The organism is Ruegeria sp. HKCCA5491 (assembly GCF_013034565.1).
Lineage (GTDB): Bacteria > Pseudomonadota > Alphaproteobacteria > Rhodobacterales > Rhodobacteraceae > Ruegeria.
Genome location: NZ_WQGG01000009.1, coordinates 194,117 through 220,748 on the forward strand (window position 1 = coordinate 194,117; position 26,632 = coordinate 220,748).

Consider the following 26,632-nt stretch of genomic DNA (forward strand, 5'->3'; position numbering starts at 1 on the left):
GGCCCTTACGGCAACGCCACAAGGCGTAGGATTTCCGCGATGACATCATCGGCTGATTTGGTGCTGCCCTGCGCTTCGAAGCTTAAGGATATGCGATGGCGAAAGACGTCATGGGCAATAGCGCGAATGTCGGCGGGGTCGACATAGTCGCGCCCGTTCATCCAGGCATGAGCGCGCCCGCACTTATCAAGCGCCAATGACGCGCGGGGGCTGGCCCCGATCTCGATCCAGTTGGCAAGCTCTTCGCTCAGGTTTTCTGGTGTTCGGGTCGCTTGCACAAGATCTGCCATATACCTGTCCATCGCGTCCGAGACATGGATCTGGCCGATTTCCGAACGCGCGGTGAACACAGCGTCCTGTGGGATTGGGGCAGGGCGTTCCCCAGACATTTCCCGGCCTGTTGCGATTTCCTCGTTCCGGACCAGGCGTATGACTTCGACCTCGTCTTCGACCGGCGGGTAGGTGATCTGAACATGCATCAGAAACCGGTCCATTTGCGCTTCGGGCAGGGGGTACGTGCCCTCTTGTTCAATGGGGTTTTGCGTGGCCATTACGATGAACAACGGGTCCATTTTGTGCGTTGTTCCGGAAACCGTGACCTGCCGTTCTTCCATCGCCTCAAGCAGCGCGGCCTGAACCTTGGCCGGGGCTCTGTTGATTTCGTCCGCCAATACGATGTTGGCAAAGATCGGGCCGGGATCGAAGCGAAACGTGCTGCCCGTATCGGTTTGCTGAAACACTTCGGTTCCGGTCACGTCTGACGGAAGAAGGTCTGGCGTGAACTGAATCCGGCTGAAACTGGCGTCCATGTTGCGCGCCATTGCTTTGACGGCGCGGGTCTTTGCAAGGCCGGGCAATCCTTCGATCAACAGGTTACCGTTTGCCAGCAAACCGATGATCAGGCGATCAATGACTTCGGTCTGGCCAATGATGGACTGTCCCATTCGGGCCTTGAGGTCGCTTATTTGTTCGTGTGCATTCATTTTGGTGATCCAATTTCAGCCAATCGGTTAAAACAGGCTGGCAGGTTTCCAAATTATCCGGGCGGTCAGAAATATTTCGTAATGACTGCAGGTTAGCAGCTCTTCCGAAGTCAATCCACTACGAAATCCGGCTTGCAAGCCGCCTCATATCCGCCAACAGATCGGGCCTGATCTCTCCGGTGTTTGGATTGTCGCGCAACGTCTTGAACCAATGGCCCGGCGGCTGTTTGCCAGCGGCCCGGTTCCACGTCAAAGCGCCGAGGACGGATTGCGCATCGGCGTTTAATTCCTGAGGGATTTCAAAGCCATTAAGCACCGCCCAAACGCCGGTCCACAGCCGGGCGACTGACCATGGGTTATAGCCGCCTCCGCCCAGAACAAGAAACCTGGGTGCCATATCTCTTAGGTGTGCCACGGCGCGCCAATGGGCGTTGTTTGACAGAGACAGGCGCGACAGCGGGTCTTCGGCGACAGCATCCGCGCCACATTGAAGGATAATCGCCTGCGGGCGAAACGTTGCCGTGGCGGGCAGGATCACCTGATCCAGTATCGCGTAGAACTCACTATCGTTCAGTCCGCGCGCGACTGGCAGGTTGAACGCAGCACCCCCAGCCGTGTCTTCAAGCGCGCCGGTAAAGGGCCAGCGCCGCGCCTCGTGGACCGAGATCATTCTGACTTTGGAAGATCCGCAAAAGGCGGCTTCGACCCCGTCACAATGATGCGCGTCGATATCCACGTAAACGATACGCTCTAGACCTGCATTCAGAAAGGTCAGGATCGCAAGTACAGGATCGTTCAGATAGCAGAACCCGTTTGCGCGGTCAGGCAGGCCGTGATGCGTCCCACCGGCCGGATTATAAACAATCCCTCCCTCCCGCAGTAGTTCTGCGGCCAGCAACGATCCCCCTGCGGCGGTTGCTGGCCTGCGAAACATTTCGGCGAAAACTGGATTTGAAAGTGTGCCAAGGCCGTATTTCTTGCGCGTTTCATCGGAAACCGACTGTGTCTTTTCCGCTTTTTGAAGCGCGGCAATATAATCGGGCGTGTGAAAGAGGCGCAGGGCGTTAGGCTTGGCCCGGGGGCTGACCCGATATGCCTCGGGGGGAAGCCATCCTTGCGCCCGGCATAGATCAATAACCGTTGAAACGCGCGGGATCGCAAGCGGGTGTTTCGAACCATAGGTCGAGTTTCGATAGATCTCTGATCCGATGAACAGTGGGCGCATCGCTCAGGTGGTGGAAGTTGGTTGTTGATCTTCACCCAGTCGTCCATCCAGCGACATCAGGATTGCGATCGGGCGCAGCGCGGGGATGTGGCTGAAGACAATAAGGATGCAGACCGTCAGAGGTACACTTAGAAAGGCGCCGATCATGCCCCAGACGGTTGTCCAGAAGGTCAGCGCGAGAATGACTAGAAACGTCGACATGTTCAGCGAACGCCCCAGCATGGCGGGGTCCAGAAAATTGCCGATGAGGAACTGGATCGTCCCGCATCCAAATACGATGATGAGGAACGGACCGATGCTGTCGAACTGAACAAGTGCAATCATCGCAGGAAAAATCACCGCAATGATCGAACCGATTGAGGGGATGAAATTCAGCGCAAAAGTAAGTACAGCCCATGTTTCGGCGTATTCAAGACCCAATAGTTTGAAAACCGAATAGCTGATTCCGGCGGTGATCAGGCTGATGAATGTCTTAACACCTACATAACGCTGCAGGCTGTAAGAGATCGCGTCCAGTACCGACGCAAATTCGGCCCCGGTCTGAGGGTTTCCTGCCGCCAGTTGTATCTTTTTTCGAAAGGCCAGCCGTTCAGCCATGAGGAAAGCCACATAAAGGCTGATCAGGAAGAAATGGTTCAGCAAGGACGTGGCGCTGCCCAACAGAACGCGGGCGACATAAGACATGTCGATGCTGATTAGGTTGTCCCTGATAAAGGTGGTCACGTCATTGCCGACCAGCCCTGTGACGCGGTTTACCGCGCCGTCGAACTGATTTTCATAGGTGCTGATGGAACGCGCGAACTGGGTCGCTTGGCTGCCCAGAATATACATGATCATGAACAAGCCCGCCAAAACGACTGTCACACCAGCGACATTGGCCAGCCAGACAGGGGCGTGGGTGACAGAAATCACCCGGTCGCTTAGGGCGATAATCAGAACGTTGATCAGCAATGCCATCGTCAAGGGAATAAGAAATGCGGACCCGGCATACAGGCCCAGCACGGTCAGCGTGGCAACAATGGCGGTATCGCGGACGACAGACAGCTTCAGCCGGGGTGTCGTATACGTATCGTTTTGGTCCAAGGGCATCGGTTTCCCGCCGCTGAGCTGAGATTGCCTCAAGCTGGTTATCCTGTCCTGATCCTGCACAGCCGCGCGGGATTATGCAATGCACCCAGATATTTGTACGGATTAATTTGTCTTTATACTGGATTTGATGGTTCTGTGATCCAATGAGCCGGGGTAGGCTTTCGGCATGAGCGCGAACGTGATTCCCCTTTTTGGCCGGCCTCTTCAGGCGCTGTGGCTGGCCCTTGGTCGCTTTGGTGCCAAGAACGGGTTGGTGATGAGCAGCCATGTCGCCATGTCCCTTATGCTCGCCTTGTTTCCGTTCGTCTTGTTCACTGTGGCCTTGGCCGGATCCTTGTCTCAGGATTATGTCACCAACGAATTGATTGAGCTGATCTTTGGGGCTTGGCCGCAAGACGTGGCCGACCCTATTGTGGCCGAGCTGCGGGCCGTGCTGGAAGAATCCGGTTCAGGCGTCATAACCATCGGGGGTTTGTTGGCCGTGTTCTTCGCATCCAACGGAGTTGCGGCCGTTCGTGCAGCGATGAACCAGGCATATCATGATCACGATAGCTGGCCGTTCTGGAAAACCCGGCTGTTCTGTTTGGCGCTGGTGGTAATCGGTGGCGCCACGATTCTGGCGATCGCTGCGGTCGAGGTGGTCTTGCCGGTCTATACAAAACTTGTGTCTGAAAGGACTGATGTAAACGTATCAGAGTGGTTGTCCGTGGATCGGCTGCGATGGACCTTTACGGTTGCCGTTCCAGCCGGAACCGTGATTCTGGCGCATCTTCTTTTGCCGACACGTCGACATTCCGTGATGCAGATTCTGCCCGGCGTGGTTCTTACGCTGGCGCTATGGGCAGCAGGGGGATGGGCGTTCTCGATCTATATCGGTCAGTTTGCGTCTTACAGCACGACCTACGCCGGATTGGCCGGTGCAATGGCGGCCTTGATCTTCCTGTATCTATGCGCCGCGATCCTGATTTTGGGCGCTGAGTTTAACGGCGCTTTGATGGACCTTCAGAATTCCGGCGAAGGGACCGTGGATTGAGACATTTTCTTTTCGGTTTGTTAGTGCTTTTCCCGGCGTTCGCTTGGGCACAGGTTCCGTCTTATGTCGGCTCGGATAAATGTGTTGAGTGTCATAAGGCCGAAGCCGACGCATGGGCCAAATCTCATCACGCATTGGCGTGGACCGAGGCAGATGCCGGTCATGTTGTCGCTGACTTTGACGGCACCAGATTTGAGCATGACGGCATGTCTGTCGAGTTTTCCAGCGACGATACCCTGCGTGCTCGGGTCACCGAGAAAGACGGTGTAGCGACCGAGTATGATGTGCACTCGGTGATTGGCATCGCGCCACTTCAGCAATATCTGTTCGAAACCGAACCGGGCCGCTTGCAAAGCTTTGACGTGGTTTGGGATACCGAGCAAAAGCGTTGGTTTCACCTTTACCCCGATCAAGATCTGCCCCCGGATGACGGCTTGCATTGGACCGGACCCTACAAAAACTGGAATGCCCGCTGCGCAGGATGTCATGCGACTGCTTTTGAAAAGAACTACGACGCGCAAACCCGCAGTTACACATCAATACAGTCGGAAATAGGTGTCGGGTGTGAGGCGTGCCATGGCCCGGGTTCTGCCCATATCGACTGGACCAACGGCCAAAGTGTCGGCGGCGACCTGACAGAATACGGGTTCACTACGGATTGGGGCAGCAGTCAGACCGAAGCTGAAATCCAGCAATGTGCCGGATGCCATTCACGCCGTGAAGCACATGGTGACGGCAACCCCTTGCCGGGAACGCCGTATCATGATGCCTATAACCTCGCGGTCCTAAGGCCGGGATTGTACCACCCGGATGGGCAGATACTGGATGAAGTCTATGTCTATGGCTCGTTCCTGCAGTCCGAAATGTACGCGCAAGGCGTAGGGTGCATGGATTGCCACGAGCCTCACAGCGCAACGTTGCGGGCCGAGGGGAATGGTGTTTGCACACAGTGCCATTCTCCCGCTGGGAACAGCCGATTTCCGACCTTGATGTCAAAAGAATATGACTCGCCAGATCATCACCACCATCCTGACGGCAGCGACGGCGCACACTGCAAATCGTGCCATATGATCGAGCGTGTCTACATGGGGGTTGATGGTCGGCGTGATCACAGTTTCCGTATCCCGCGCCCGGACTTGGGGCTTGGCGAAGATGCCTGCACCGATTGTCATAAGGACGAGGATCAGGAATGGGCGGCGACACAGATTGAGGCATGGTTTCCCCAGTCGGAACAGCGTGGCACGCATTATGGCACGTCGTTTCAGCAAGCGCTGACAGGCCGCGCGGACGGACCCGCCGCATTGCTTGATATCGCCACCGATCCCGGGCAGGCGGGCATCGTTCGCGCGACAGCGGCGTATTTGCTGCAGGATTTTGGCTCGGACGAAATTGCGGCTCAGACGGCGTCTTTGCTGGCGGACGTTGATCCGGTTGTCCGCGCCAACGCAGCCACTCTGCAACGATATGCGAGTATGTCGGATCGGGTTCAGCGGTTGGAACCGTTGTTGTCGGACCCGCGCCGTAATGTTCGGATTGCAGCGGCGAAAGAGTTTCTGACCATTCCGCCGCAAGTAATGACCCGCGAACAAGGGCAACTGGCCGGGCAGGGTATGTCCGAGTGGCAAGGCGCGATTGCCAACCGCCTGGATTTTCCCGAAACGCACATGGTGCTGGGTGGCATGGCTTTGACGCTTCGCAATCCTGAAGCGGCCGAACGCGCCTTTGCCGAAGTGATTACCCTTGACCCGCAGCGTGCTGAAGCGTGGCCGATACTGGTTCAACTCGTTCAATTGAACCGTGGGGTCGAGGCCGCGCAGAGCGTTCTTGCTGAAGGGTTGTCGCGGGTTCCAAACCACCCCGAATTGCTGCAATTAAAGGCCCAGATCGGGCGCTGAATTGGCATTGTAATACCCGCTTTCGGCCACGTTCACGGCAAAATCTATCGGTATCTAAATCGGAAGGAGTAGAAGCTTTTTTCGGTAAGGGGTTTGAAATGCTTGGAAAACCGGTTCGGATATCGCAATTGCAACGACCGCTATCAATGTCCCAGCGCATTGAAGATCTGCGCACACGGAAGCCGCAATACCTTAACCATGGCGAGGCTCTGCTGCTACAGGGCATCGCAGCTGCGTCCCTGCGCGAACAGGTTCTGACAGGAGAGCGGGTTTCGTTAGAGGATTAAGATTTGCCCCGAAACCCAGTCGCTACAACAAATTTCTCGGAACTGTCTGAGCGGGACGCAGGTGGTTTGACGTTGGCGACCTTGGTGAATTTCTGTTTCAGAAGTTTTTGCAGATCGCCCTCGGCACCACCGGCCAGGACTTTAGCGACGAAGGTGCCGCCTTCTTCCAAAACATCAAATGCGAAATAGGCGGCTGTCTCACACAGTGCCATGATCCGTAAATGGTCGGTTTGCTTATGCCCCGATGAGGCGGCTGCCATGTCCGACATTACCACATCGGCCTTGCCGCCCAGCCATTCTTTAACCTTTTGGTCGGCGTCGTCTTCCATGAAGTCCAGCACATGGGCCGTTGCGCCAGCGACCGGCTCGACTTCTTGCAGGTCCACGCCCAGAACCGTGCCGATCCGCTTGCCGCTTTTTTCGCCCAGCGCATTCACCCGCTTGACAGCGACCTGCAACCACCCGCCGGGCGCGCAGCCCAGATCAACGACGCGCGCGCCGGGGACCAGAAAGCGAAACTTGTCGTCCAGTTCCAATATCTTATAGGCCGCGCGTCCGCGATACCCTTCGGCATTAGCGCGCTTGACATAAGGGTCATTCAACTGCCGTTCGAGCCAGCGGGTTGAGCTGAGCTTGCGCCCACGTGCAGTCTTGACCTTAACCTTCAGGTCGCGCTGTCCGCGGCCCGAGTTGTTTTTGCCAGTCGGTGTCTTCGCCATCAGAACGGTCCGTCTTCCAATACGCCGTCCGCGCTCATTTGTGCATAAAGCAAACCCTCGCGCAGCCCACGATCCGCCACGGAAAGGCGGTCGGTGGGCCAGCAGCGTAATAGTGCCTGCAAAATGGCCGAGCCGGACATGATCAGGGCCTGCCGGTCATCACCGATACGCGGATCCCGACGCCGACCCTGAGGGCCGAGTTCTAGATAACCACGTATCACTTTGTCAATCTGATCGCTGGTCATGCGCAGGCCATCGACCTTGGTTCGGTCATACCGTTTGAGCCCAAGGTGGGAGGCAGCAACGGTTGTGACCGTGCCGCTGGTGCCTACAATCTGAAACCCTTCACGTGCCTGCTCATCTTTGTAGGGGGCGAAATCGGCCAGGTTCTCTTCGAAAAACCAGCTCATCAAGGCAAACCGAGCCGAGTCATCCTCGACGTCATTGAACTGATCCCGAAGGGTCGCGACCCCCAAGGGAACACTGATCCAGTCCACAACCTTGGCCGCAGGAAATGGGCTTTCGGCCGCGTGGAACCCATTGTGCAGGCGCATGATCGCCGCAGGTCTGTCCCGGCGCGGAACGGATGAGATGTCGATCCACACCAGTTCGGTCGAGCCGCCGCCGATATCCACGACCAGCAATTGTTCGGTCTTGGTTGAAACCAGAGGCGCGCAGGAGATCACGGCAAGCCGTGCTTCTTCCTCGGGCTGGATGATCTCAAGCGTCAGCCCGGTTTCGCGCCGCACCTGCCGGATGAAGTCGCGTGAGTTTTTGGCGCGCCGACAAGCTTCGGTCGCAACCAGCCGCATTCGTCGGACTTTATTGCGTTTCAGTTTTTGCTGGCAAATCCGCAGCGCCTGAATGGTGCGCGCCATGGATGACCGGGACAAACGCCCGGTCCGCTCAAGACCCGCGCCCAATTGCACGGATTTTGAGAAGCTGTCGACCACATGGAACCCGCTGCCCTTGGGCTGGGCTATCAACATGCGGCAGCTATTTGTCCCCAGATCCAGCGCCGCATACAACGCATCTGGATCGGGTCTTGCCGGCGCGGGGCTTTCGACCGCCTTCGGGAACGCGCCCGCACCTTTGGGACGCTTGGGCGCCATGGTAACGCCCTCCGATTTTCGAGTTACCCCGACCATAGGTCGCGCGCCTGCGTCGTGCAAGACGCTCATTAAGGTGATGAGAATTTTGATGTGAGGGATTGCTCAAGACTTCGTTACAAGGCCGGTATCCCATCGTGGGTAAAAAGGTCGTTAGAACTCTGCCTTGTGTCGAAAATCGACCGACCTGAGCCCATATTGAAGTTTAGAACCGATCCATCTGGTTAGGAGGAATCAAACGCGATGCCTGACGTCACCATCGTTTTTTGGCGCGATATCCCAGCTCAAGTCATCGTCGGCAAAGGCCGCCGGGGCGCAAAGCGGCAGTTGGAGGAACGGTTCGAGCAAGCCATCGACCGCGCGGCTATGAAGGTGAACGCCAAGGATAGCGACGCCTATCTGGCCGAGTGGCGCAAGGCCGAACCTTTTGCGGTTGAGGGCGACCCGTCCGAGATCGCCGAGGCCGAGGCCGTGCGTCTGGAAGCGGAATATGATCAGGACCGCATCAAGGCGCTGATTGCAAATGACGGTTGGGCATGAGCCCGAAATCTATATGGGAGGCCGCGATGGCTTTGCTGAACTTCAAGAAACGTGATGCGGCCGAAAACGGCCCTGTGAACCCGACCGTCGAAGCCTTTTTGCAGGGCTATTCGATCGAGGTAATGCCCCGTACGGCCGAAAAGGTCGAGGATTTCCGCGCTCTGCTGCCCGAAGGCACCCGCGTCTACATCGCCCATATCGAGGGCACCCCGATCGAGGACATGGTCAAGACCGCCAAGCGCATCGCTGCCGAGGGCTATCCGGTCATGCCGCACTTTCCTGCGCGGATCATTAAGGACGCGGCGACGCTGGAAAACTGGATTTCTATGTATCAGGGCGAAGCGGGCGTGGATCAGGCGCTGCTGCTGGCCGGTGGACTGGACAGGCCGCAGGGTGATTTTGACAGTTCGATGCAACTGATGGAGACCGGCCTGTTTGACAAGGCAGGTTTCAAGCGTCTGCACGTGGCTGGTCACCCCGAGGGCAACAAGGATATCGACCCGGACGGCTCGACCAAGAATGTTGACGATGCGCTGCGCTGGAAACAGAAATTCAGCGAGACAACCGACGCCGAAATGGCGCTGGCGACACAATTTGCGTTCGACGCGAAGCCGATCATCGAATGGGCAGACGGTCTGAAGGCCGCGGGGATCGACCTACCGATCCATATTGGTATTGCGGGTCCGGCCAAGTTGCAGACCCTGATCAAATTCGCGATTGCCTGTGGCGTTGGTCCATCGCTGAAGGTTCTGCAAAAGCGCGCGATGGATGTATCCAAGCTGTTGCTGCCTTATGAGCCGACCGATGTGATCACCGAATTGGCCAACCACAAAGCGGCCAACCCGGATTTCAACATCACCAACGTACATTTCTTCCCGCTTGGCGGCGTCAAGACCAACGCCAACTGGGCTATCAACAATGGCGGCGCTTCGGCAAAGCCTGCAAATACCTAAGGAACGGACATGACCCGTACTGTCGTAGAATCAAAAACAAAAACCGCCGTTCTGGGCTTTGACGAACCGTTCTGCGTGATCGGTGAGCGGATTAACCCCACTGGCCGAAAGAAACTGGCCGCAGAACTGGAAGCGGGCGATTTCTCGACTGTCGAGAAGGACGCCATCGCGCAGGTTGCAGCAGGCGCGACCGTTCTGGATATCAATGCGGGCGTTGTCTACAACTCGAACCCCAACCCGAACGAGACCGAGCCACCGCTTATGACCAAGATCGTTGAGCTGGTTCAGGGCCTGGTTGACGTCCCGCTCTGTATCGACTCGTCGGTTCCGGGCGCTCTGGAAGCCGGTCTTGAGGCGGCTGAGGGCCGCCCGCTTCTGAATTCGGTTACCGGTGAAGAAGAGCGTCTGGAATTGGTGCTGCCGCTGGTCAAGAAATACAACGTGCCGGTTGTGGCAATCTCGAACGACGACACCGGGATTTCCGAAGACCCTGATGTGCGGTTTGACGTCGCTAAGAAGATCGTTGAACGCGCCGCCGATTTCGGCATTCCGGCCCATGACATCGTGGTTGACCCGCTGGTTATGCCCATCGGCGCGATGGCAACCGCTGGCCAGCAGGTATTTGCATTGGTTCGTCGCCTGCGCGAGGAACTGGGCGTGAATACGACTTGCGGTGCATCCAACATCTCGTTCGGTCTGCCGAACCGTCACGGCATCAACAATGCCTTCCTGCCGATGGCAATGGGCGCTGGCATGACCTCGGCGATCATGAACCCTGTGGCCTTGCCAGTTGGTCCCAAAAAGCTGGCTGAAAAGAAGGCCGAGGTAGCAGCCAAAGGCATCGTACTGCCTGCGGATATGGATGATGAGACCTTCTGCCAACTGTTCGGCCTGGGCTCGACCCAACCGCGCGCCGGCAAAGAGATGGAGGCCATCCGCGCCGCTAACCTGCTGACCAACAACGACCCGCATGGCGGGGCATGGATCAAGTTCAACAAGTCGCCTGAAGAAGCCGCGGCAGCCGGTGCCGCAGGTGGTCGTCGTGGTGGTGGACGTCGCCGCCGCGCGTGATCCGCATCGCATTTTGAGTCAAAGCCGGGCCTAGTGCCCGGCTTTTTTTCGTTTGACACCGATCAATGCCTCTTGTGGCCGTTGTAGTGACACTGGTTGTGATTTTTTCGCAGATCAGGGCGCCATTATGACCAAGCATGTTCCCCCGAAACTGACCGAGGCAGATCTGTCGCTGAGGCTGGGCAAGAAAGAGTATTTTGAGGAACTGGTAGAGTTGCAGGCGCAACTGGCGTTGATCCAACAGGCGTTTTTGTTTCACGGGACCAAGGGCGTGCTGGTGTTCGAAGGATGGGACGCGGCGGGCAAAGGCGGCACGATCCGGCGGATCAGTCAGGCGTTGGACCCGCGCAGCTTCAAGGTTTGGCCGATTGGTGCGCCGCGCAACTACTACCTGAATCGTCATTACCTGTTGCGGTTCTGGGAACGGCTACCGCCCGAGGGCGCGATCTCGGCTTTTGACCGAAGCTGGTATGGGCGGGTGCTGGTCGAGCGGTTGGAAAAGTTCACCTCCGAAGATCGCTGGCGCGCCGCTTATGGTGAGATCAACGATTTCGAGCGAATGCTGGTGGATGACGGCACGCGGATCGTAAAGCTGTTCTTCCACATCTCGCCCGAGGAACAGATGGCGCGATTCACCGAACGTCTACGCAACCCGCTGAAGCGCTGGAAACTGACCTATGAGGATTTCCGCAACCGCGAACACTGGTCCGAGGCGGAAGTCGCGGTGGATGAGATGCTGGCGCGCACCTCGACCCAGATAGCGCCGTGGCACGTGATCCCCGCCAACAACAAGAAATACGCCCGGATCAAGACGATGCGAACGATTGTTGAGGCGTTCTCCAGGGACATCGACCTGAGCCCGCAACATCTGGATCAGCGAACCCTTGATGCTGCGTGCGAAGTGTTGGACGTTGAAAAATCGCTGATCGACAGCCTGCGAGCCCGGACAGAATAATCTTGCGGCATCCTGTCGAAACGCGCTTGAAGCTGGTCGTGAGCCAATGTTATTCAAACCCGCGCGGCGGGTATGATGTAATGGTAGCCTGTCAGCTTCCCAAGCTGAACGCGCGGGTTCGATTCCCGCTACCCGCTCCAGTTACTCGGGCCTACGTGCCTGAAACAAGTTTATGAGCGCAGGTACGTTGACCATATCCCCTGCTTGATAGGGCTGGAATTCACCTGCTACTGCGTCCCGAATGACCGCGATATCTTCGGGTCCACCGTCGAAGTGGGCGATCACCCGCGCCGCTGGGCCAACTCGTGTACAGAGTGCAGCGCAATCCTCTAGCGTTCCGTATACCGGTAAGGTCAGGTCAACCGCGTCGACCTTGATGTCAGTCAGTCCGGCGTCTGCCAGCAAACCTGTGACGCGATCCTGATCATGAAAGGCCAAAGGTCCGGGTGCGTTGCGATCTACTTTTGGTGGTGTTCCTAGGCGCGCGGTGGCCGCAATGTGTGGAATAAAGAACCAGGGGTTGCCGGAGAGCGGCCCCCAAGCGGCAAAAGTCATTTGCCCGCCGGGCTTCAGGGCTCGTGCCATGTTTGCAAAGGCGGCAACCGTATCATCGAAGAACATCACGCCAAAACGCGAGATCATGGCATCCCGGTCGCCTTCGTCAAAAGGGTGGGTCTGCGCGTCTGCGAATTGAAAGCCGACATTTGAATGCCCGGCTGCCTCTGCGCGTACCGCAGCTCGATCCAGAAAAGGCTGTGAAAAATCAGCGGCTAGAACGTGACCTTTGGGGCCAACGACCTGGGCGGCCTGAACCGTGCTCGCGCCCGTGCCGCAGCCGATGTCCAACACACGATGCCCCGGTTGAAGAGCGGCGCGATCCAGCACCAGATCCAGAACCGGGGCCAGAAGGGCATCCATCTGATCCTCATAGGTCAGCCATTTCGCACCCGAGGGTGAGTTGCCCCAGAATTCAGCCTGTTCTTCGTTTGTTATCGCCATGTCGCCTCCGGTTCTTTGGGGTAACTATGACCTGCGGCGGCGGCGGCGGCCAGATTTTTCCTCATCCCCGCCACCGGTGTTGAATGAAGGCGAGGGGAGGGTGACCACCTGCGCCAGTTCCGGAAATGGGTCGGTTTTGTGCGGGATCGCGTTGGAGGCTACGAAATGGTCCTGAAACTTGGGCTCAATCGCGGTTTCGACTTTGGTGATCTCGCGCACGACACGTTCAATTTCCTTGCGCGATCCGATGTTGCACAGGGCGATCCGCGCGCCGGTACCGGCCGCGTTTCCTGCGCTGGAGACCTTGTCCAACGGTGCGTCGGGGATCATCCCCAAAACCATCGCATGTTTGGTCGAGATATGCGCGCCGAACGCCCCGGCCAGAACCACGCGATCCACGGTGTCGACCTGCATCTCATCCATTAGCAGGCGCGCACCGGCATAAAGCGCCGATTTCGCCAGTTGGATGGCGCGGATGTCACCTTGGGTCACAGTGATACGCGGGCCGCCTTCGGCGCTGGCGTCGTGGATCAAATAGGAATGTGTGCGCCCTTCGGGGATGCAGCGCGTGGTGCCGGTTTGTTCAGCCGATCCGATCAGGCCGCTTTCATCCAGCAGCCCGGCGATGCGCATTTCCGCCACGGCTTCGATAATGCCTGAGCCGCAGATGCCAGTGATTCCGGTGGTGGCGATGTCCTGATCGAACCCGTCCTCGTCGGACCACTTGTCAGACCCGATGATGCGGAAGCGGGGTTCCTTGGTAATGGGGTCGATCTCGATCCGTTCAATCGCGCCGGGCGCAGCGCGCTGGCCAGAACTGATCTGCGCGCCTTCAAAGGCGGGGCCGGTGGGCGAGGAACAAGCCAGCACGCGTGTGGTGTTGCCCAGCAGGATTTCGGCATTGGTGCCGACATCGACGATCAGCACGAGGTCTTCCGACTTGCCCGGTTCCTCGGACAGGGCAACGGCGGCACAGTCGGCCCCCACATGTCCCGCAATACAGGGCAGGATATAGACCTGTGCGCGGGGGTTCATCTTGGTCAGGTCCATCTCACGCGCGGGCAGGGACATGCTTTCCGATGTCGCCAGCGCGAACGGAGCCTGCCCCAGTTCGACCGGGTCCAGTCCCAGCAGCAGGTGGTGCATGACCGGGTTGCATACAAATACCGTTTCCACGATCAGCGCGGCGTCGATCCCGGCCTCATCCGCGATCGAGGTGGTCAGGTCGTTGATCGCCTCGCGCACGGCGCGGGTCATTTCCTGATCACCGCCGGGGTTCATCATGGCGTAGGACACGCGGCTCATCAGGTCTTCACCAAAGCGGATCTGCGGGTTCATCAAGCCGGACGATGCCTTGACCTCACCGGTTTCCAGATCGGTCAAGTGGGCGGCGACGGTGGTTGAGCCAAGGTCGATCGCCAGACCGTACAGCCCTTGTTCATGCAGGCCGGGCCAGATTTCCACGATCTGCGCGACCTCATCCTTGTGGCCTTTGTGGACGGCTACGGTAACCTCCCACTTGCCTTTGCGCAGTACAGGCTGCAACTTTGCCATCAGCGACAGATCGGCGGTGACGGCGTCGATCTTCCACTGCTCGCGCAGGGCGCGTTCCAGCCGCTCCAGATCGCCGGTGGGCGAGTGCATGTCGGGTTCCTCGACCACCACGAAATACAGCCGCGTCGCCGGATCCATGGTGATGGCACGGGCCGCAGCCGCTTTGCGCACGACCTGACGATGGACCTGAGATTCGGGCGGCACGTCAATCACCACGTCACCTTGAACGGTGGCCTGACACCCCAAACGGCGCCCCGGCTTCAACCCGCGCTTGTCGTCATAGCGTTGTTCCACCGCGTTCCATTCGCTCAGCGCGCCTTCGGATACCGACACGCCGTGCTTGGGAAACTCACCATAGCTGGGCGTGATTTGGCATTTCGAACAAATCCCGCGCCCGCCGCAGACCGAATCCAGATCGACACCTAACTGCCGGGCAGCGGTCAGAACCGGGGTGCCGACAGGGAAATGCCCACGTTTGCCCGAGGGGGTAAAAACGACAAGGGGTTCGGTGGTCATATCTGGCCTGCCTTTTGTATTCGCGCATCTGCCGCGCAAGATATGGGTTTGTGCGCAAAGGGAAAGGGCAATCAGCGGCAGGTTTTGACCGTCTTGCGTCGTTTTTTGCCGCGGCAATGTCCCGCAGGGCAAAACTAGTTTAGGTCAGGGGCTTTTCCTTAGCTTGAATCCATGCAATAGGGTCGCCGTCAAACGGGGTTTTGCATGGGGTTAGCAGATGCAGATTCGTGAGGCACTCACCTTTGACGACGTTCTTCTGGTTCCGGGCGCATCTTCTGTGCTGCCCGCAACGGCGAACACGACGACGCGCGTGACGCGCGAGATTACCATGAACATCCCGCTGCTGAGTTCAGCGATGGACACAGTGACCGAGGCGCGCATGGCCATCGCCATGGCGCAAGCGGGCGGCATCGGCGTGATCCACAAGAACCTGAGCACCGAGGAACAGGCCCGCGAGGTACGCCGGGTCAAGCGGTTCGAATCCGGCATCGTCTATAACCCTGTGACATTGCGCGCGGATCAGACGCTGGCTGATGCCAAGGCGCTGGTCGAGCGGTATAACTTCACCGGTTTTCCCGTTGTCGACCCCGAGGGGCGCGTTGTCGGTATCGTGACCAACCGCGACATGCGGTTTGCGACCTCGGACGACACGCCGATCCACGCGATGATGACCGCCGACAATCTGGCGATGCTGCAGGAACCCGCCGATCTGGAAGAAGCTAAAAGCCTGATGAAGGCGCGCCGGATCGAAAAGCTGCTGGTTGTTGACGCCGAAGGCAAACTGACTGGCCTGCTGACCCTGAAAGATACAGAACAAGCGGTGCTGAATCCGACTGCGTGCAAAGACCGCCTGGGCCGCCTGCGTGTTGCGGCGGCGACTTCGGTCGGGGATGCCGGGTTTGAGCGTTCCGAGCAATTGGTGGATTCAGGCGTCGACATCATTGTTGTGGACACCGCACACGGCCATTCACAAGGCGTTCTGGACGCGGTGAAACGGGTAAAGACCCTGTCGAACGAGGTTCAGATCATTGCCGGTAATGTGGCCACTGGCGAGGCGACCAAAGCGTTGATCGACGCGGGCGCGGACTCGATCAAGGTGGGGATTGGGCCGGGCTCGATCTGTACCACACGGATGGTGGCCGGTGTGGGCGTGCCGCAGTTGACCGCGATCATGGATTGCGCTGCGGCGGCCGGGGATGTGCCGGTAATCGCCGATGGCGGCATTAAATTCTCGGGCGATTTTGCCAAGGCAATCGCGGCGGGGGCGTCCTGCGCGATGGTCGGTTCTATGATCGCGGGCACCGATGAAAGCCCCGGTGAAGTGATTTTGTATCAGGGCCGCTCGTTCAAATCATATCGCGGTATGGGTAGCTTGGGCGCAATGGCGCGCGGCTCGGCGGATCGGTACTTCCAGAAAGACGCCGCCAACGACAAGCTGGTGCCCGAAGGGATCGAAGGGCAGGTGCCCTACAAAGGCTCGGCCAGCGCCGTTGTGCATCAGTTGGTTGGCGGCCTGCGGGCGGCGATGGGCTATACGGGCTGCGCAACCGTGGAAGAGATGCGACGCAACTGCAACTTTGTCAAAATCACGGGCGCGGGGCTGAAGGAAAGCCATGTGCATGACGTTCAGATCACGCGCGAAAGCCCGAACTACCGCGTGATGTAAACTCTCGAATTGTGCAATGCGGCGCCTGTTTGGGCGCCGTTTTGTGTTTCTAAAGAGCAAGGGACAGCCCGATGACACCAGCAGCCCGCGTTCAGGCCTCCATCGAGATTCTGGACGAGATTCTTGGCGGAACGCCGGTTGAAAAGGCTCTTACGGGATGGGCGCGCCGAAGCCGTTTTGCGGGGTCAAAAGATCGTGCGGCCATTCGTGACCATGTATTCGGTGCTGTTCGTTGCAAACGATCCTTTGCAGCACTTGGCGGAGCGGCAACCGGGCGGGGGCTGATGATTGGCGCGTCACGCGCAGCCCAGGCTGACCTTGCCGCGCTTTTCACCGGCGAACGCCACGCGCCGACTGCTGTGCTGGAAACGGAAGCCGGGCGAGACTTTGCATCTGATGCAGAGCGGTACGATATCCCCGATTGGTTATGGCCGGTGTTCAAGGATTCCTTGGGGGATCAGGCTGTTCCTGCTGCAGAAGCGTTGCAAAGACGTGCTCCGATCCATCTACGCGCCAACCTGATCAAAACCAATCGGTCCGACGCAATTGTGGCACTGGATCAGGATGGGATCGTTGCACGCGCTCATCCGGCCAGTGACACTGCACTTGAAGTCGTCGAAGGGGCCCGCAAGATCGCACAAAGTCCGGCTTATAAAGAAGGGCTTGTCGAACTTCAGGATGCGGCAAGTCAAGCTGTCGTATCTGCGCTGGACTTGCAGCCCGGTCTGCGCGTTCTCGACTATTGCGCTGGCGGCGGAGGAAAGTCTTTGGCCTTGGCTGCGCATGACGGTGTCGAAGTTTTCGCACATGATGTTAACGCAGGTCGGATGCGTGACATTCCTGCACGCGCTGACCGCGCTGGTGCCAAGATTACGACAGTGTCCACGCAAGAAGTTCGGAAACACGGTCCTTTTGATATCGTGTTGGTTGATGCACCATGTTCAGGAAGCGGTTCATGGCGGCGTGCACCTGCCGGGAAGTGGGCATTGACCCCACAGCGCCTGACTGAGTTGACTGAATTGCAGTTTGAAATTTTGAAGGCAACGTCGTCGCTGGTCGGTCAAGGCGGAACACTGGCCTACGCGACCTGTTCGATGTTGAGGCCCGAAAACGACGAAGTCGTCGACAGGTTTACGGCGCTGCATTCCGAATGGAGAGAGGCATTTCGCAAAAGGTGGTTGCCGACTGAGGGCGCGGACGGTTTCTTCGCATCACATCTAAAGCGGTAATTTTGACGCATCAAACAACTTGGGGTAGATTGTGGCGAGAAAATTAATAGGGTGTTAATCAATTTGGGCTGATCTCCAAAAAATCTTTTGATCCGAGTTGTTAATGCCTGAAACCCTAGCCTTGATTTCTGAACATTCCCTCAGGAAATTTCCTGCCAACGTAAGGCTTGTTGCTTTGGTCATGCTGGGTGGCGCACTTAGTTTCGCACCCTTTGCCAAAGACCTACCGGAAGCTATTGCAACTGGATTTCTGGTCGTCGGTGCCTCATTTCTGTCGACTGCATTTTTGGTCGTGCTCAGGGGCCAGATCGCAGAACTATTCCTTCGGCAGGCCATCAAGGTCATGGCATCGTTCGCAGAACAGGACATGTTTTCCTGCGTGATCGCGGATTCCGAAGGGTGCGTGCGCCACGCGAATTCCAGGGCTTCGGCTCGGTTCCGTGCTTTTCCAGGGGTCAGGCTGGACAGTTCTCTCAAGTCCGTGTTTGCCAACCCGTCTGCGGTTTTGCTTCGTCTGCAAGCTTTGGCGGAAATTCACGGAAAGGCACGTGAAGACGTTGTCACCGTTGGGTCGACTGTGCCGGTCTCGGTCTTTGATGTTGGGCACGGCTTATATTGCTGGCGCTTCAAAATGGACGAGCGGGGGCAATGGGACGATGCGGATGTTCCTGTTCTGACGCACGGAAGAAATGGCGCGCTGCTGCGTGTCAACGGGGCTGCAGAAAGTCTGCTTGGTTTCCGGCCTGAGACCATAGAGCAAGTCTTTGCGACAGAACTCCCGCCTGCTGGTGAAATTGTGCGTGCCGAAACTGCCGATACGTCAATCCCGGTGACAGTGTGTGAGCTTTCACGCTCGGGATCAGTTCAAGATACACTTATTCTTCCAGTGAATGTGTCAGCCGGCCCCGCGCCTGAGGCCCCATTTGATGATTTACCAGTCCCCCTCATGTGCCTTTCGCTTGACGGGCAGATCAAAGAGGTTAACCGTCTGGCCGCCAAGCTTGTCGGGGATATCCGCCCGGGTGAAACGAACGTGGCGCAGATCATGCAAGGGCTGGGCTATCCAATCCACGAATGGCTGGCACGTTCTGCCGCCGATGATGCAGTACCGTGTTCGGAATTTCTTAGGTTAAGTCGCAAGGATAAAGAGGTCTTCGTTCAGGTCACTCTGAGCAAGGTCGTCAACAAGGGCGAAGTTTGCCTGATCGCCGTGCTGAACGATGCGACGGAGCTCAAGACTTTGGAGGCCCAGTTCGTTCAGGGACAAAAGATGCAGGCCGTTGGGCAACTGGCGGGTGGTGTCGCGCATGACTTCAACAATCTGCTAACGGCGATCTCGGGGCATTGTGACCTGTTGCTGCTTAGACATGATCAGAATGATCCAAACTACGGAGATTTGGTTCAGATCAACCAAAACGCCAACCGCGCGGCTGCGCTGGTAAGTCAATTGCTGGCGTTCTCACGCAAACAGACCCTTCAGCCCGAAGTTCTGGACTTGCGGGATACAATTTCTGACCTCATCCATCTGTTGAACCGACTGGTCGGAGAGAAAATTCGCCTGATCCTCAGCCATGATCCGGTTCTCTAACCCGTGCGGGCAGATAAGCGCCAACTGGAACAGGTTTTCATGAACCTTGTCGTGAATGCACGGGACGCCATGCCGGAAGGGGGGGATGTGCGAATTGAAACTGAGGTTGTTCGTATGACAGAGCCACTTCGCAGGGACCGCGCGACGGTTCAACCCGGCGAATACGTTACTGTTAAGGTCATTGATAGCGGCACCGGGATTGCTTCGGACAAATTGCAAAAGGTGTTTGAACCCTTCTACACGACGAAAAGAACCGGCGAAGGCACCGGGCTGGGCCTGTCTACTGTTTACGGAATCGTAAAGCAGACGGGGGGGTTCATCTTTGTTGACAGTCTGATTGGGCGCGGAACCGAATTCACGGTATTCCTGCCTGTCTCTGGCGCAGAGGAGCGGGTTGTTCCCGAAGAAGCCACCTTGCCTGACGCTCAGGGTGCTCGCTCGGGCGAAGGCGTTGTCCTCTTGGTTGAGGATGAAGCACCGGTCCGCGCATTTGCCACCCGCGCGTTGAGGTTGAAAGGGTACACGGTGCTTGAGGCGGATTGTGCGGAAGAGGCTTTACGGTTGCTGGAAGACGGGTCCTTGAATGTGGACGTTTTTGTCACCGATGTCGTTATGCCCGGCATGGATGGGCCGACATGGGTTCGCAAGGCGATGGAAGATCGTCCCGATGTCCGGGTCATCTTCATGTCAGGCTATACCGAAGGCGCATTCGGGAACTCGGACCACGATATCAGCAATTCGACCTTCCTGCCGAAACCCTTTTCTTTGAACCAACTTACAGAAGCGGTGTTTCAACAAATCAATTGAAACGGTCAGAGCGCGGCGTCATGACATGCGAATTCGGCGGCATGTGATTGGCGAAATGCTATTTCCGTTTCCGGGCTCAAACTCAAATCGCGTTTTGGCGAGACATTCTCTTGGGTCAAAGAAATCTCGGTGCCAAGTCGGTCTTGTAGGAAATCCAGTATTTTGTCCTGATTTTCGTATTTGAAAACGTGACTTGCGCCAACACCGTTGTTCCGTGTGCGAAAAAACTGGCTCTGACTGCCTACATCCGCGAAGTCCTGGCGCGGGGTCTGCATGTAAGCTTGAACGAAATCATCAAAGCTCAGGTCGTGGGTGGAATGAGGGTGGCCCAGACGCTCGGGCCGGGCGCGAAACTTGTACCAAATGCCAAGCCAGTCGATCGGCTCTCGGACGACGGCCATGATTTCCATCTCGGTGTCGTACATTTTTCGAAAGATATTCTGAAAAAAACGATCATAGCGTCGGACCGGCGCGTGTTTCAGGTCCGGCGGGCCGGTAATCACAAAGTCAGCACGATCCTGCAACGCCGTGTGGTACGCTGTACTTCCGGTTTTAGGTACGGCCAGGAACGCAAGACGTTCTTTATAGAAAACAAGCAATTATCGCGTCCTTGGCCAAGTTTGTCACAAGGGCAGAGTGACGTAAACGACTCTTTAACACAATTGCTGAACAGTACTTTCTGTAAGTTTTTATTGAAATGTTCTCTTTTTGGTCCCATAAGGAACAAGAGGCGAACAAAGCAGTGATTGCCGCCCGTTAAAGGGTGTGACAAAAGGGAAGGCGACAGGACAATGGCGGATCTTCTGACGATGAGCGACAAGAAAAACGCAGACAAGCAAAAGGCGCTCGACAGTGCGCTGGCACAGATCGAACGGCAGTTCGGTAAGGGCTCGATCATGAAGCTGGGCGAAGATGCCAAGCAGGATATTGACGCTAGCTCAACCGGGTCGCTGGGGTTGGATATCGCGTTGGGAATCGGTGGCCTGCCGATGGGCCGGATTGTTGAGATTTACGGACCCGAAAGCTCGGGTAAGACCACGCTTACGTTGCATTGTATTGCAGAACAGCAGAAGCGCGGCGGTGTCTGTGCGTTCGTCGACGCGGAACATGCGCTGGACCCGCAATATGCCCGCAAGTTGGGCGTTGATCTGGATGAGTTGTTGATCTCGCAACCCGATACCGGCGAACAGGCGCTTGAGATTACTGATACGCTGGTGCGCTCGGGCGCAGTGAACATGGTCGTGGTCGACTCGGTCGCAGCCTTGACGCCGAAGTCTGAACTGGAAGGCGACATGGGCGACAGTAATGTCGGCGTTCAGGCCCGTTTGATGAGCCAGGCGATGCGCAAGCTGACCGGCTCGATCAGCCGCAGCAACTGCATGGTGATTTTCATCAACCAGATTCGGATGAAGATCGGCGTGATGTTTGGCAGCCCTGAGACCACGACCGGGGGCAACGCTCTGAAATTCTACAGCTCGGTCCGTCTTGATATCCGCCGAATTGGTGCGATCAAGGATCGCGACGAAGTGGTGGGCAACCAGACCCGTGTGAAGGTCGTCAAGAACAAGGTGGCACCTCCGTTCAAGCAGGTGGAATTCGACATTATGTATGGCGAAGGCATCAGCAAGATGGGCGAGCTGCTGGATCTGGGCGTCAAGGCTGGTGTGGTCGAGAAATCTGGCTCGTGGTTCAGCTATGGCGACGAGAGGATCGGGCAGGGGCGTGAGAATGCCAAGCAATACCTGCGTGACAACAGCCGGATCGCGCTTGAAATCGAAGACAAGATCCGAGCTGCGCATGGGTTGGATTTTGATATGCCGCCCGGTGCGGCCGAGGATGACGACATCCTCGAAGCCTGATCCGATCCCGATTTCTGACTGACGGGCGGTCCTTCGGGGCCGCCTTGTTTCGTTTGGTCTTCCAATCCTGTGGACTATCCCATGGGACGGGGATAAACCCTTCTGGAACAAGATGACTGCGCGCTGAGAGAGCCTTATGCCAACGCTGAACGATATTCGATCGACCTTTCTGAACTACTTTGCCAAACAAGGGCACGAAGTGGTGGCGTCCAGCCCTTTGGTGCCCCGCAATGACCCGACACTGATGTTCGTAAATTCGGGCATGGTGCAGTTCAAGAACCTGTTTACCGGCGTTGAAACCCGCGACTATCAGTGCGCGACGACGGCGCAGAAATGTGTGCGCGCAGGCGGCAAGCATAACGATCTGGACAATGTGGGTTACACCGCACGTCACCATACGTTCTTTGAGATGCTGGGAAATTTCTCGTTCGGGGATTACTTCAAGCATGACGCGATCCCCTTCGCGTGGGAGCTGATCACTAAGGAATTCGGTATCGACAAGAACCGCCTGCTGACAACGGTCTACCACACTGATGATGAGGCGTTTGAGATCTGGAAGAAGGTCGGCGTCCCCGAGGATCGGATTATCCGCATCGCCACCAGTGACAACTTCTGGCAAATGGGTCCGACCGGACCCTGTGGTCCGTGCACCGAGATTTTCTATGATCATGGCGACCACATCTGGGGCGGCCCTCCGGGTTCGGCCGAGGAAGACGGTGATCGGTTCATCGAGATCTGGAACATCGTTTTCATGCAGAACGAACAGTTCGAAGACGGCTCGATGGTGGAGCTGGACATGCAGTCCATCGACACTGGCATGGGGCTGGAACGGATTGGCGCGTTGTTGCAGGGCAGCCATGACAACTATGACACCGACCTGTTCAAAACGCTGATTGAGGCGTCGGCCGATGCGACCGGCGTTGATCCGTACGGCGATCAAAACGTGCATCACCGCGTAATCGCTGATCACTTGCGGTCGACTTCATTCCTGATTGCCGATGGGGTGATGCCCAGCAATGACGGGCGCGGATATGTTCTGCGCCGGATTATGCGTCGCGCCATGCGTCACGCGCATTTGCTGGGTGCGAAAGACCCGGTGATGCACCGCCTTGTGCCCTCTTTGGTGCAGCTGATGGGCGCGCAATACACGGAACTGGGACAGGCGCAGGCGCTGATCGAAGAAACGCTGCTGCTTGAGGAAACCCGGTTCAAGCAGACACTGGATCGCGGTCTGAAACTGCTTGATGATGAGGTTGCGGGCCTGCCCGAAGGGGCCGCTCTGCCCGGTGAAGCGGCATTCAAACTGTATGACACTTATGGTTTCCCGCTGGACCTGACGCAGGATGCGCTGCGTGAAAAGGGCCGAACCGTGGATGCCGATGGATTTGATGAGGCGATGGCCGAACAAAAGGCCAAAGCACGCGCCGCATGGGCGGGCTCGGGCGAGGCCGCCGATCAGGCAGTTTGGTTTGACGTGCTGGACAGTGCCGGGGCCACGGATTTTCTAGGCTATGATACTGAAAAGGCCGAAGGGCAGGTGGCTGCTCTGGTCGTGGATGGCGCGCTGGTCGACACTATCGAACAGGGCGGCACCGGCTGGGTCATCGTGAACCAAACCCCATTCTATGGTGAGGCCGGTGGTCAGGTTGGGGATACCGGTGAAATCCGACGGCTTGAGAATATGCAGGATGTGGCCGAGGTCGAAGACACTCGTAAATTCGCCGAAGGTAAGGTCTATGCGCATCGTGTGACGGTCAGTCAGGGTGCGCTGTCCAAGGGTGACGGCGTCGAGCTTGAGGTGGACCATACCCGCCGCAGTGCGATCCGGGCCAACCATTCGGCCACGCACCTGCTGCATGAGGCGCTGCGCGAAACGTTGGGTGATCACGTGGCACAGCGCGGGTCGCTGAACGCCTCTGATCGGCTTCGGTTTGATTTCAGCCACTCCAAGGCGCTGAGCACAGAGGAACTGCAAAAGGTCGAGCGTGAGGTGAATGCCTTTATCCGCCAGAACTCGACCGTGGAAACTCGGATCATGACGCCGGACGATGCGCGCGAACTGGGCGCGCAGGCGCTGTTTGGCGAGAAATACGGCGACGAGGTACGCGTTGTTTCGATGGGCAAAGCGCCCACAGGCAAAGGGCAGGACGGCGAAACGTGGTCGATCGAGCTATGCGGTGGTACGCATGTCAAACAGACCGGCGATATCGGAACCTTTGTTGTTCTTGGCGACAGCGCCAGCAGCGCGGGTGTGCGCCGTATCGAAGCATTGACCGGGGATGAGGCTTTCCGCCATTTGTCGGCGCAGGATCAGCGGTTGGGGCAGATTGCGTCCGAACTAAAGGCACAGCCCGACGACGTAGTCAGCCGGGTCAAGACCCTGTTGGACGAGCGCAAGGCCTTGCAGAACGAAGTGGCGCAGTTGCGTCGCGATTTGGCGATGGCCGGGGGCTCAGGTCAGGGTGGCGCTGAAGCAAAAGACGTGAACGGCGTGCCTTTCCTGGCGCAGGCGCTAACTGGTGTGTCCGGCAAGGACCTGCCTGCATTGATCGACGAACACAAAAGCCGTCTGGGATCGGGGGCTGTTTTGCTGATTGCGGATGCAGGCGGCAAGGCGGCTGTCGCGGCTGGTGTAACGCAGGACCTGACCGAAAAAGTTTCGGCGGTCGATCTGGTTCGCGCCGCTGTCGCGGAACTGGGCGGTAAGGGCGGTGGTGGCCGCCCTGACATGGCGCAGGGTGGCGGCAAGGATGCTTCGAATTCTGATGCGGCGATCAAAGCCGCGGAACAGGTACTGGAGGGGTAGGATGCCCGCACTTTGGATCGCACATGTCACGGTGACGGACACCGAGGCTTATGGAAAATACGCCGAGCTTGCTGGACCAGCGATAGCCAAGCACGGCGGAGAATTTATCGCGCGCGCCGCGCGATATGTGCAGCTTGAAGGCAAAGAACGGCCGCGCAACGTGGTTGCCCGGTTTCCGTCCGTAGAAGCTGCGGTCGAATGCTATAACTCGCCCGAGTATCAAGAAGCCCTGGACCACGCGCGCGGCGCAAGTGAGCGTGAACTCGTGGTCGTGGAAATCACCGAGTAGAATCAGTATTTTCGGTCGCCGGGTAACAACAAACCCGGCGGCTGTGTTTATTGCGCGGATTTCAGCCAACGCGCAAAATCCCAATTGTGGCCTTCGCCGATCTCACAATGTCATTCTAATATTTTACTGTTTACAATGAGTTGCGTCAGGTTTCTGAACGCAACTCGCGCCCTGCGTGCCATAATTGTGGCTGACTCAACGCAATTCTTGCTCCAAATGGTCAAATTGAGTCACGAAATTCCGCCTCTTTTCCTTCGCACGGTCACGTCAGATTGCGCAGGCGGTTCCGTTTACCGATAGTTTCCGAACTGGGGATACGGTCCGGTCTGTTTGCAATCGCTTGGAGACACAAGGATCGAGGGACAGGCATGGATTCTGTTGGGATTGAAAACAGAGCAATTGTTAAGAGGTCGGCCCTGTCGCTAGGGCGGGCCATTGGAATATCTGCTTTGGCATGCGCCGCCATGTTTGGTGGCTCGAATGTTCAGGCAAGCGAAGGAAGCTTTATCCGCGCGGTGGCTGCGTCGCCCCCTCCGTCGGGTGCGCGCCAGTTGTGCAGACAATATTCATGGGCGTGTTCAAGTAAGGCGTCGCTTTCCTTGTCGACCCAGCAGGAAATGCAGATCGTCCACAGGGTTAATCGCCAAGTCAACGCAACCACCCGAGAAGTCACGGACCAGTCGCAGTACAGAACCGTCGAGCGATGGGCGCTGCCCACCTCGCGCGGGGGTGATTGTGAAGACTTTGCACTACTCAAGAAGCGGGATTTGATCCGGGCAGGCATTGATCCAAGCAAACTTTTGATCGCGACCGTATTGGATACTCGGCGGCGGGCACATGCTGTTTTGGTGTATCGCTCTGCGGGCGGGGATCTGATCCTGGACAATCTGACCAACCGGATAAAACATTGGTCTTCAACGCGTTACCTCTTTCTTAGGATGCAGGACCCAAGACAGCCCAGTAATTGGGTTGGTGTCTACAGAAAAAGCTAGACCCAATCTGGAACTCGAATTTGATTGGAGTAGAGAGAAAAATAAAAGGGCGCCCGTAGGGCCGCCCTTTTGGATTGAGTTATAGGCAGGTATCTCCGGCCCGACCGAAATTGTATCAGTCGAAAATACCACCACGGCCCGGTCCGCGCGAGTTGCCTCCGCCACCGTTTCCGTTGCTTCCGCCCTGGCCGTTTCCGCCGAAAATATCGACGTTGTTGTTTCCGCCGTTGCCGCGCCCGTTGGTGTTGCCGCCATTATTGCTTCCACCGTTACCGCCACCTGGGTTATCGGAGCCATTCGGGTTGTTGGTTTGGCCGCCGGGATTAGTACCGTCGTTATGGCCAGAGCGGTTTGTGCCGCCGTTTCCATTTCCGTTGTCGTCGCCGTCGCCATTGTCGCCGCCGTTTCCGTCACCGTTGTCGTCGCCGTCGCCATTGTCGCCGCCGTTTCCGTCGCCGTTATCGTCAC

24 protein-coding genes and 1 tRNA gene are annotated in these 26,632 nt (G+C 57.5%); 16 read left to right on the forward strand and 9 right to left on the reverse strand.

What is annotated here, in order from left to right:
- Window positions 1-5: 5 nt before the first annotated feature.
- The 3 genes from GOV88_RS13570 to GOV88_RS13580 form a co-directional block, all read right to left on the reverse strand.
- Window positions 6-983, reverse strand: coding sequence for a MoxR family ATPase (locus tag GOV88_RS13570; RefSeq protein ID WP_171240771.1), 978 nt, complete (start codon window positions 981-983; stop codon window positions 6-8).
- A 118-nt stretch (window positions 984-1,101) separates the two neighbouring features.
- Entirely contained in the window at window positions 1,102-2,208 is a 1,107-nt protein-coding gene (locus tag GOV88_RS13575) for an acetoin utilization protein AcuC (RefSeq protein WP_171240772.1), read from the reverse strand.
- A gap of 3 nt (window positions 2,209-2,211) precedes the next feature.
- The gene (locus GOV88_RS13580; RefSeq protein ID WP_171121713.1) at window positions 2,212-3,297 is read right to left on the reverse strand and encodes an AI-2E family transporter; all 1,086 of its coding nucleotides are present in this window, start codon (window positions 3,295-3,297) and stop codon (window positions 2,212-2,214) included.
- Between the two features lie 166 nt (window positions 3,298-3,463).
- On the opposite strand from GOV88_RS13580, the gene GOV88_RS13585 reads away from it, so the two are divergent.
- From GOV88_RS13585 to GOV88_RS13595, 3 genes are all read left to right on the forward strand, one after another.
- Window positions 3,464-4,330, forward strand: a complete 867-nt coding sequence (locus GOV88_RS13585) for a YihY/virulence factor BrkB family protein (protein WP_171121490.1) — start codon at window positions 3,464-3,466, stop codon at window positions 4,328-4,330.
- Complete coding sequence (locus tag GOV88_RS13590; RefSeq protein WP_171240773.1) at window positions 4,327-6,225, forward strand: cytochrome c3 family protein; 1,899 nt, start codon at window positions 4,327-4,329, stop codon at window positions 6,223-6,225. Before GOV88_RS13585 ends, GOV88_RS13590 begins: the two co-directional genes overlap by 4 nt.
- Window positions 6,226-6,371: 146 nt before the next feature.
- Window positions 6,372-6,512 (forward strand): hypothetical protein, encoded by a 141-nt coding sequence (locus GOV88_RS13595; RefSeq protein ID WP_171121488.1) that lies wholly within the window; start codon window positions 6,372-6,374, stop codon window positions 6,510-6,512.
- Here GOV88_RS13595 and GOV88_RS13600 read toward each other — a convergent pair.
- Both GOV88_RS13600 and GOV88_RS13605 read right to left on the reverse strand, forming a co-directional pair.
- The gene (locus GOV88_RS13600; protein ID WP_171240774.1) at window positions 6,509-7,231 is read right to left on the reverse strand and encodes an RlmE family RNA methyltransferase; all 723 of its coding nucleotides are present in this window, start codon (window positions 7,229-7,231) and stop codon (window positions 6,509-6,511) included. The two genes, GOV88_RS13595 and GOV88_RS13600, sit on opposite strands and share 4 nt — an antisense overlap.
- A complete protein-coding gene (locus GOV88_RS13605; protein WP_171124965.1) occupies window positions 7,231-8,343 on the reverse strand; it encodes a Ppx/GppA phosphatase family protein in 1,113 nt (370 codons plus the stop codon). Before GOV88_RS13605 ends, GOV88_RS13600 begins: the two co-directional genes overlap by 1 nt.
- Window positions 8,344-8,583: 240 nt before the next feature.
- On the opposite strand from GOV88_RS13605, the gene GOV88_RS13610 reads away from it, so the two are divergent.
- The 5 genes from GOV88_RS13610 (at window position 8,584) to GOV88_RS13630 (ending at window position 11,999) form a co-directional block, all read left to right on the forward strand.
- Window positions 8,584-8,880, forward strand: coding sequence for a virulence factor (locus GOV88_RS13610; protein ID WP_171121485.1), 297 nt, complete (start codon window positions 8,584-8,586; stop codon window positions 8,878-8,880).
- Between the two features lie 26 nt (window positions 8,881-8,906).
- Window positions 8,907-9,833, forward strand: coding sequence for a methylenetetrahydrofolate reductase (locus tag GOV88_RS13615; RefSeq protein WP_171121712.1), 927 nt, complete (start codon window positions 8,907-8,909; stop codon window positions 9,831-9,833).
- Between the two features lie 9 nt (window positions 9,834-9,842).
- Window positions 9,843-10,904, forward strand: a complete 1,062-nt coding sequence (locus GOV88_RS13620; RefSeq protein WP_171121484.1) for a methyltetrahydrofolate cobalamin methyltransferase — start codon at window positions 9,843-9,845, stop codon at window positions 10,902-10,904.
- A gap of 127 nt (window positions 10,905-11,031) precedes the next feature.
- Window positions 11,032-11,859 carry a polyphosphate kinase 2 family protein gene (locus GOV88_RS13625; protein WP_171240775.1) on the forward strand — a complete coding sequence of 276 codons (828 nt, stop codon included), beginning with the start codon at window positions 11,032-11,034 and terminating at the stop codon, window positions 11,857-11,859.
- Window positions 11,860-11,925: 66 nt separating this feature from the next.
- Window positions 11,926-11,999: transfer RNA gene (locus GOV88_RS13630), tRNA-Gly, on the forward strand.
- 1 nt (window position 12,000) lies between these two features.
- On the opposite strand, the gene GOV88_RS13635 is transcribed toward GOV88_RS13630, so the two are convergent.
- Entirely contained in the window at window positions 12,001-12,858 is an 858-nt protein-coding gene (locus GOV88_RS13635; protein WP_171211457.1) for a class I SAM-dependent methyltransferase, read from the reverse strand.
- A gap of 24 nt (window positions 12,859-12,882) precedes the next feature.
- Complete coding sequence (locus GOV88_RS13640) at window positions 12,883-14,928, reverse strand: ASKHA domain-containing protein (protein WP_171240776.1); 2,046 nt, start codon at window positions 14,926-14,928, stop codon at window positions 12,883-12,885.
- A 217-nt stretch (window positions 14,929-15,145) separates the two neighbouring features.
- On the opposite strand from GOV88_RS13640, the gene guaB reads away from it, so the two are divergent.
- The 4 genes from guaB to GOV88_RS20775 all read left to right on the forward strand — a co-directional run bounded on the left by guaB (window position 15,146) and on the right by GOV88_RS20775 (window position 20,218).
- Complete coding sequence (gene guaB / locus GOV88_RS13645) at window positions 15,146-16,594, forward strand: IMP dehydrogenase (protein WP_171240777.1); 1,449 nt, start codon at window positions 15,146-15,148, stop codon at window positions 16,592-16,594.
- A gap of 71 nt (window positions 16,595-16,665) precedes the next feature.
- Entirely contained in the window at window positions 16,666-17,823 is a 1,158-nt protein-coding gene (locus GOV88_RS13650) for an RsmB/NOP family class I SAM-dependent RNA methyltransferase (protein WP_171240778.1), read from the forward strand.
- 103 nt (window positions 17,824-17,926) lie between these two features.
- Entirely contained in the window at window positions 17,927-19,411 is a 1,485-nt protein-coding gene (locus GOV88_RS20770; RefSeq protein ID WP_371808244.1) for a histidine kinase dimerization/phospho-acceptor domain-containing protein, read from the forward strand.
- Window positions 19,412-19,414: 3 nt separating this feature from the next.
- Window positions 19,415-20,218 carry an ATP-binding protein gene (locus GOV88_RS20775; protein ID WP_371808245.1) on the forward strand — a complete coding sequence of 268 codons (804 nt, stop codon included), beginning with the start codon at window positions 19,415-19,417 and terminating at the stop codon, window positions 20,216-20,218.
- 5 nt (window positions 20,219-20,223) lie between these two features.
- Here GOV88_RS20775 and GOV88_RS13660 read toward each other — a convergent pair whose 3' ends face one another.
- The gene (locus GOV88_RS13660; protein ID WP_171240779.1) at window positions 20,224-20,817 is read right to left on the reverse strand and encodes a gamma-glutamyl kinase; all 594 of its coding nucleotides are present in this window, start codon (window positions 20,815-20,817) and stop codon (window positions 20,224-20,226) included.
- Window positions 20,818-21,009: 192 nt separating this feature from the next.
- Here GOV88_RS13660 and recA point away from each other — a divergent pair, with 192 nt between their 5' ends.
- From recA to GOV88_RS13680, 4 genes are all read left to right on the forward strand, one after another.
- The gene (recA, locus tag GOV88_RS13665) at window positions 21,010-22,077 is read left to right on the forward strand and encodes a recombinase RecA (protein ID WP_170629954.1); all 1,068 of its coding nucleotides are present in this window, start codon (window positions 21,010-21,012) and stop codon (window positions 22,075-22,077) included.
- A 136-nt stretch (window positions 22,078-22,213) separates the two neighbouring features.
- On the forward strand, window positions 22,214-24,883 hold the full coding sequence (gene alaS, locus GOV88_RS13670) for an alanine--tRNA ligase (RefSeq protein ID WP_171240780.1): 2,670 nt from the start codon (window positions 22,214-22,216) through the stop codon (window positions 24,881-24,883).
- A gap of 1 nt (window position 24,884) precedes the next feature.
- Window positions 24,885-25,172 carry a DUF1330 domain-containing protein gene (locus GOV88_RS13675; protein WP_171121476.1) on the forward strand — a complete coding sequence of 96 codons (288 nt, stop codon included), beginning with the start codon at window positions 24,885-24,887 and terminating at the stop codon, window positions 25,170-25,172.
- Window positions 25,173-25,636: 464 nt separating this feature from the next.
- On the forward strand, window positions 25,637-26,164 hold the full coding sequence (locus GOV88_RS13680; protein ID WP_171240787.1) for a transglutaminase-like cysteine peptidase: 528 nt from the start codon (window positions 25,637-25,639) through the stop codon (window positions 26,162-26,164).
- Between the two features lie 115 nt (window positions 26,165-26,279).
- Here the strand turns inward: GOV88_RS13680 and GOV88_RS13685 are convergent.
- The coding region (locus GOV88_RS13685) for a hypothetical protein (RefSeq protein ID WP_217358922.1) at window positions 26,280-26,632 on the reverse strand (353 nt) is incomplete at its 5' end.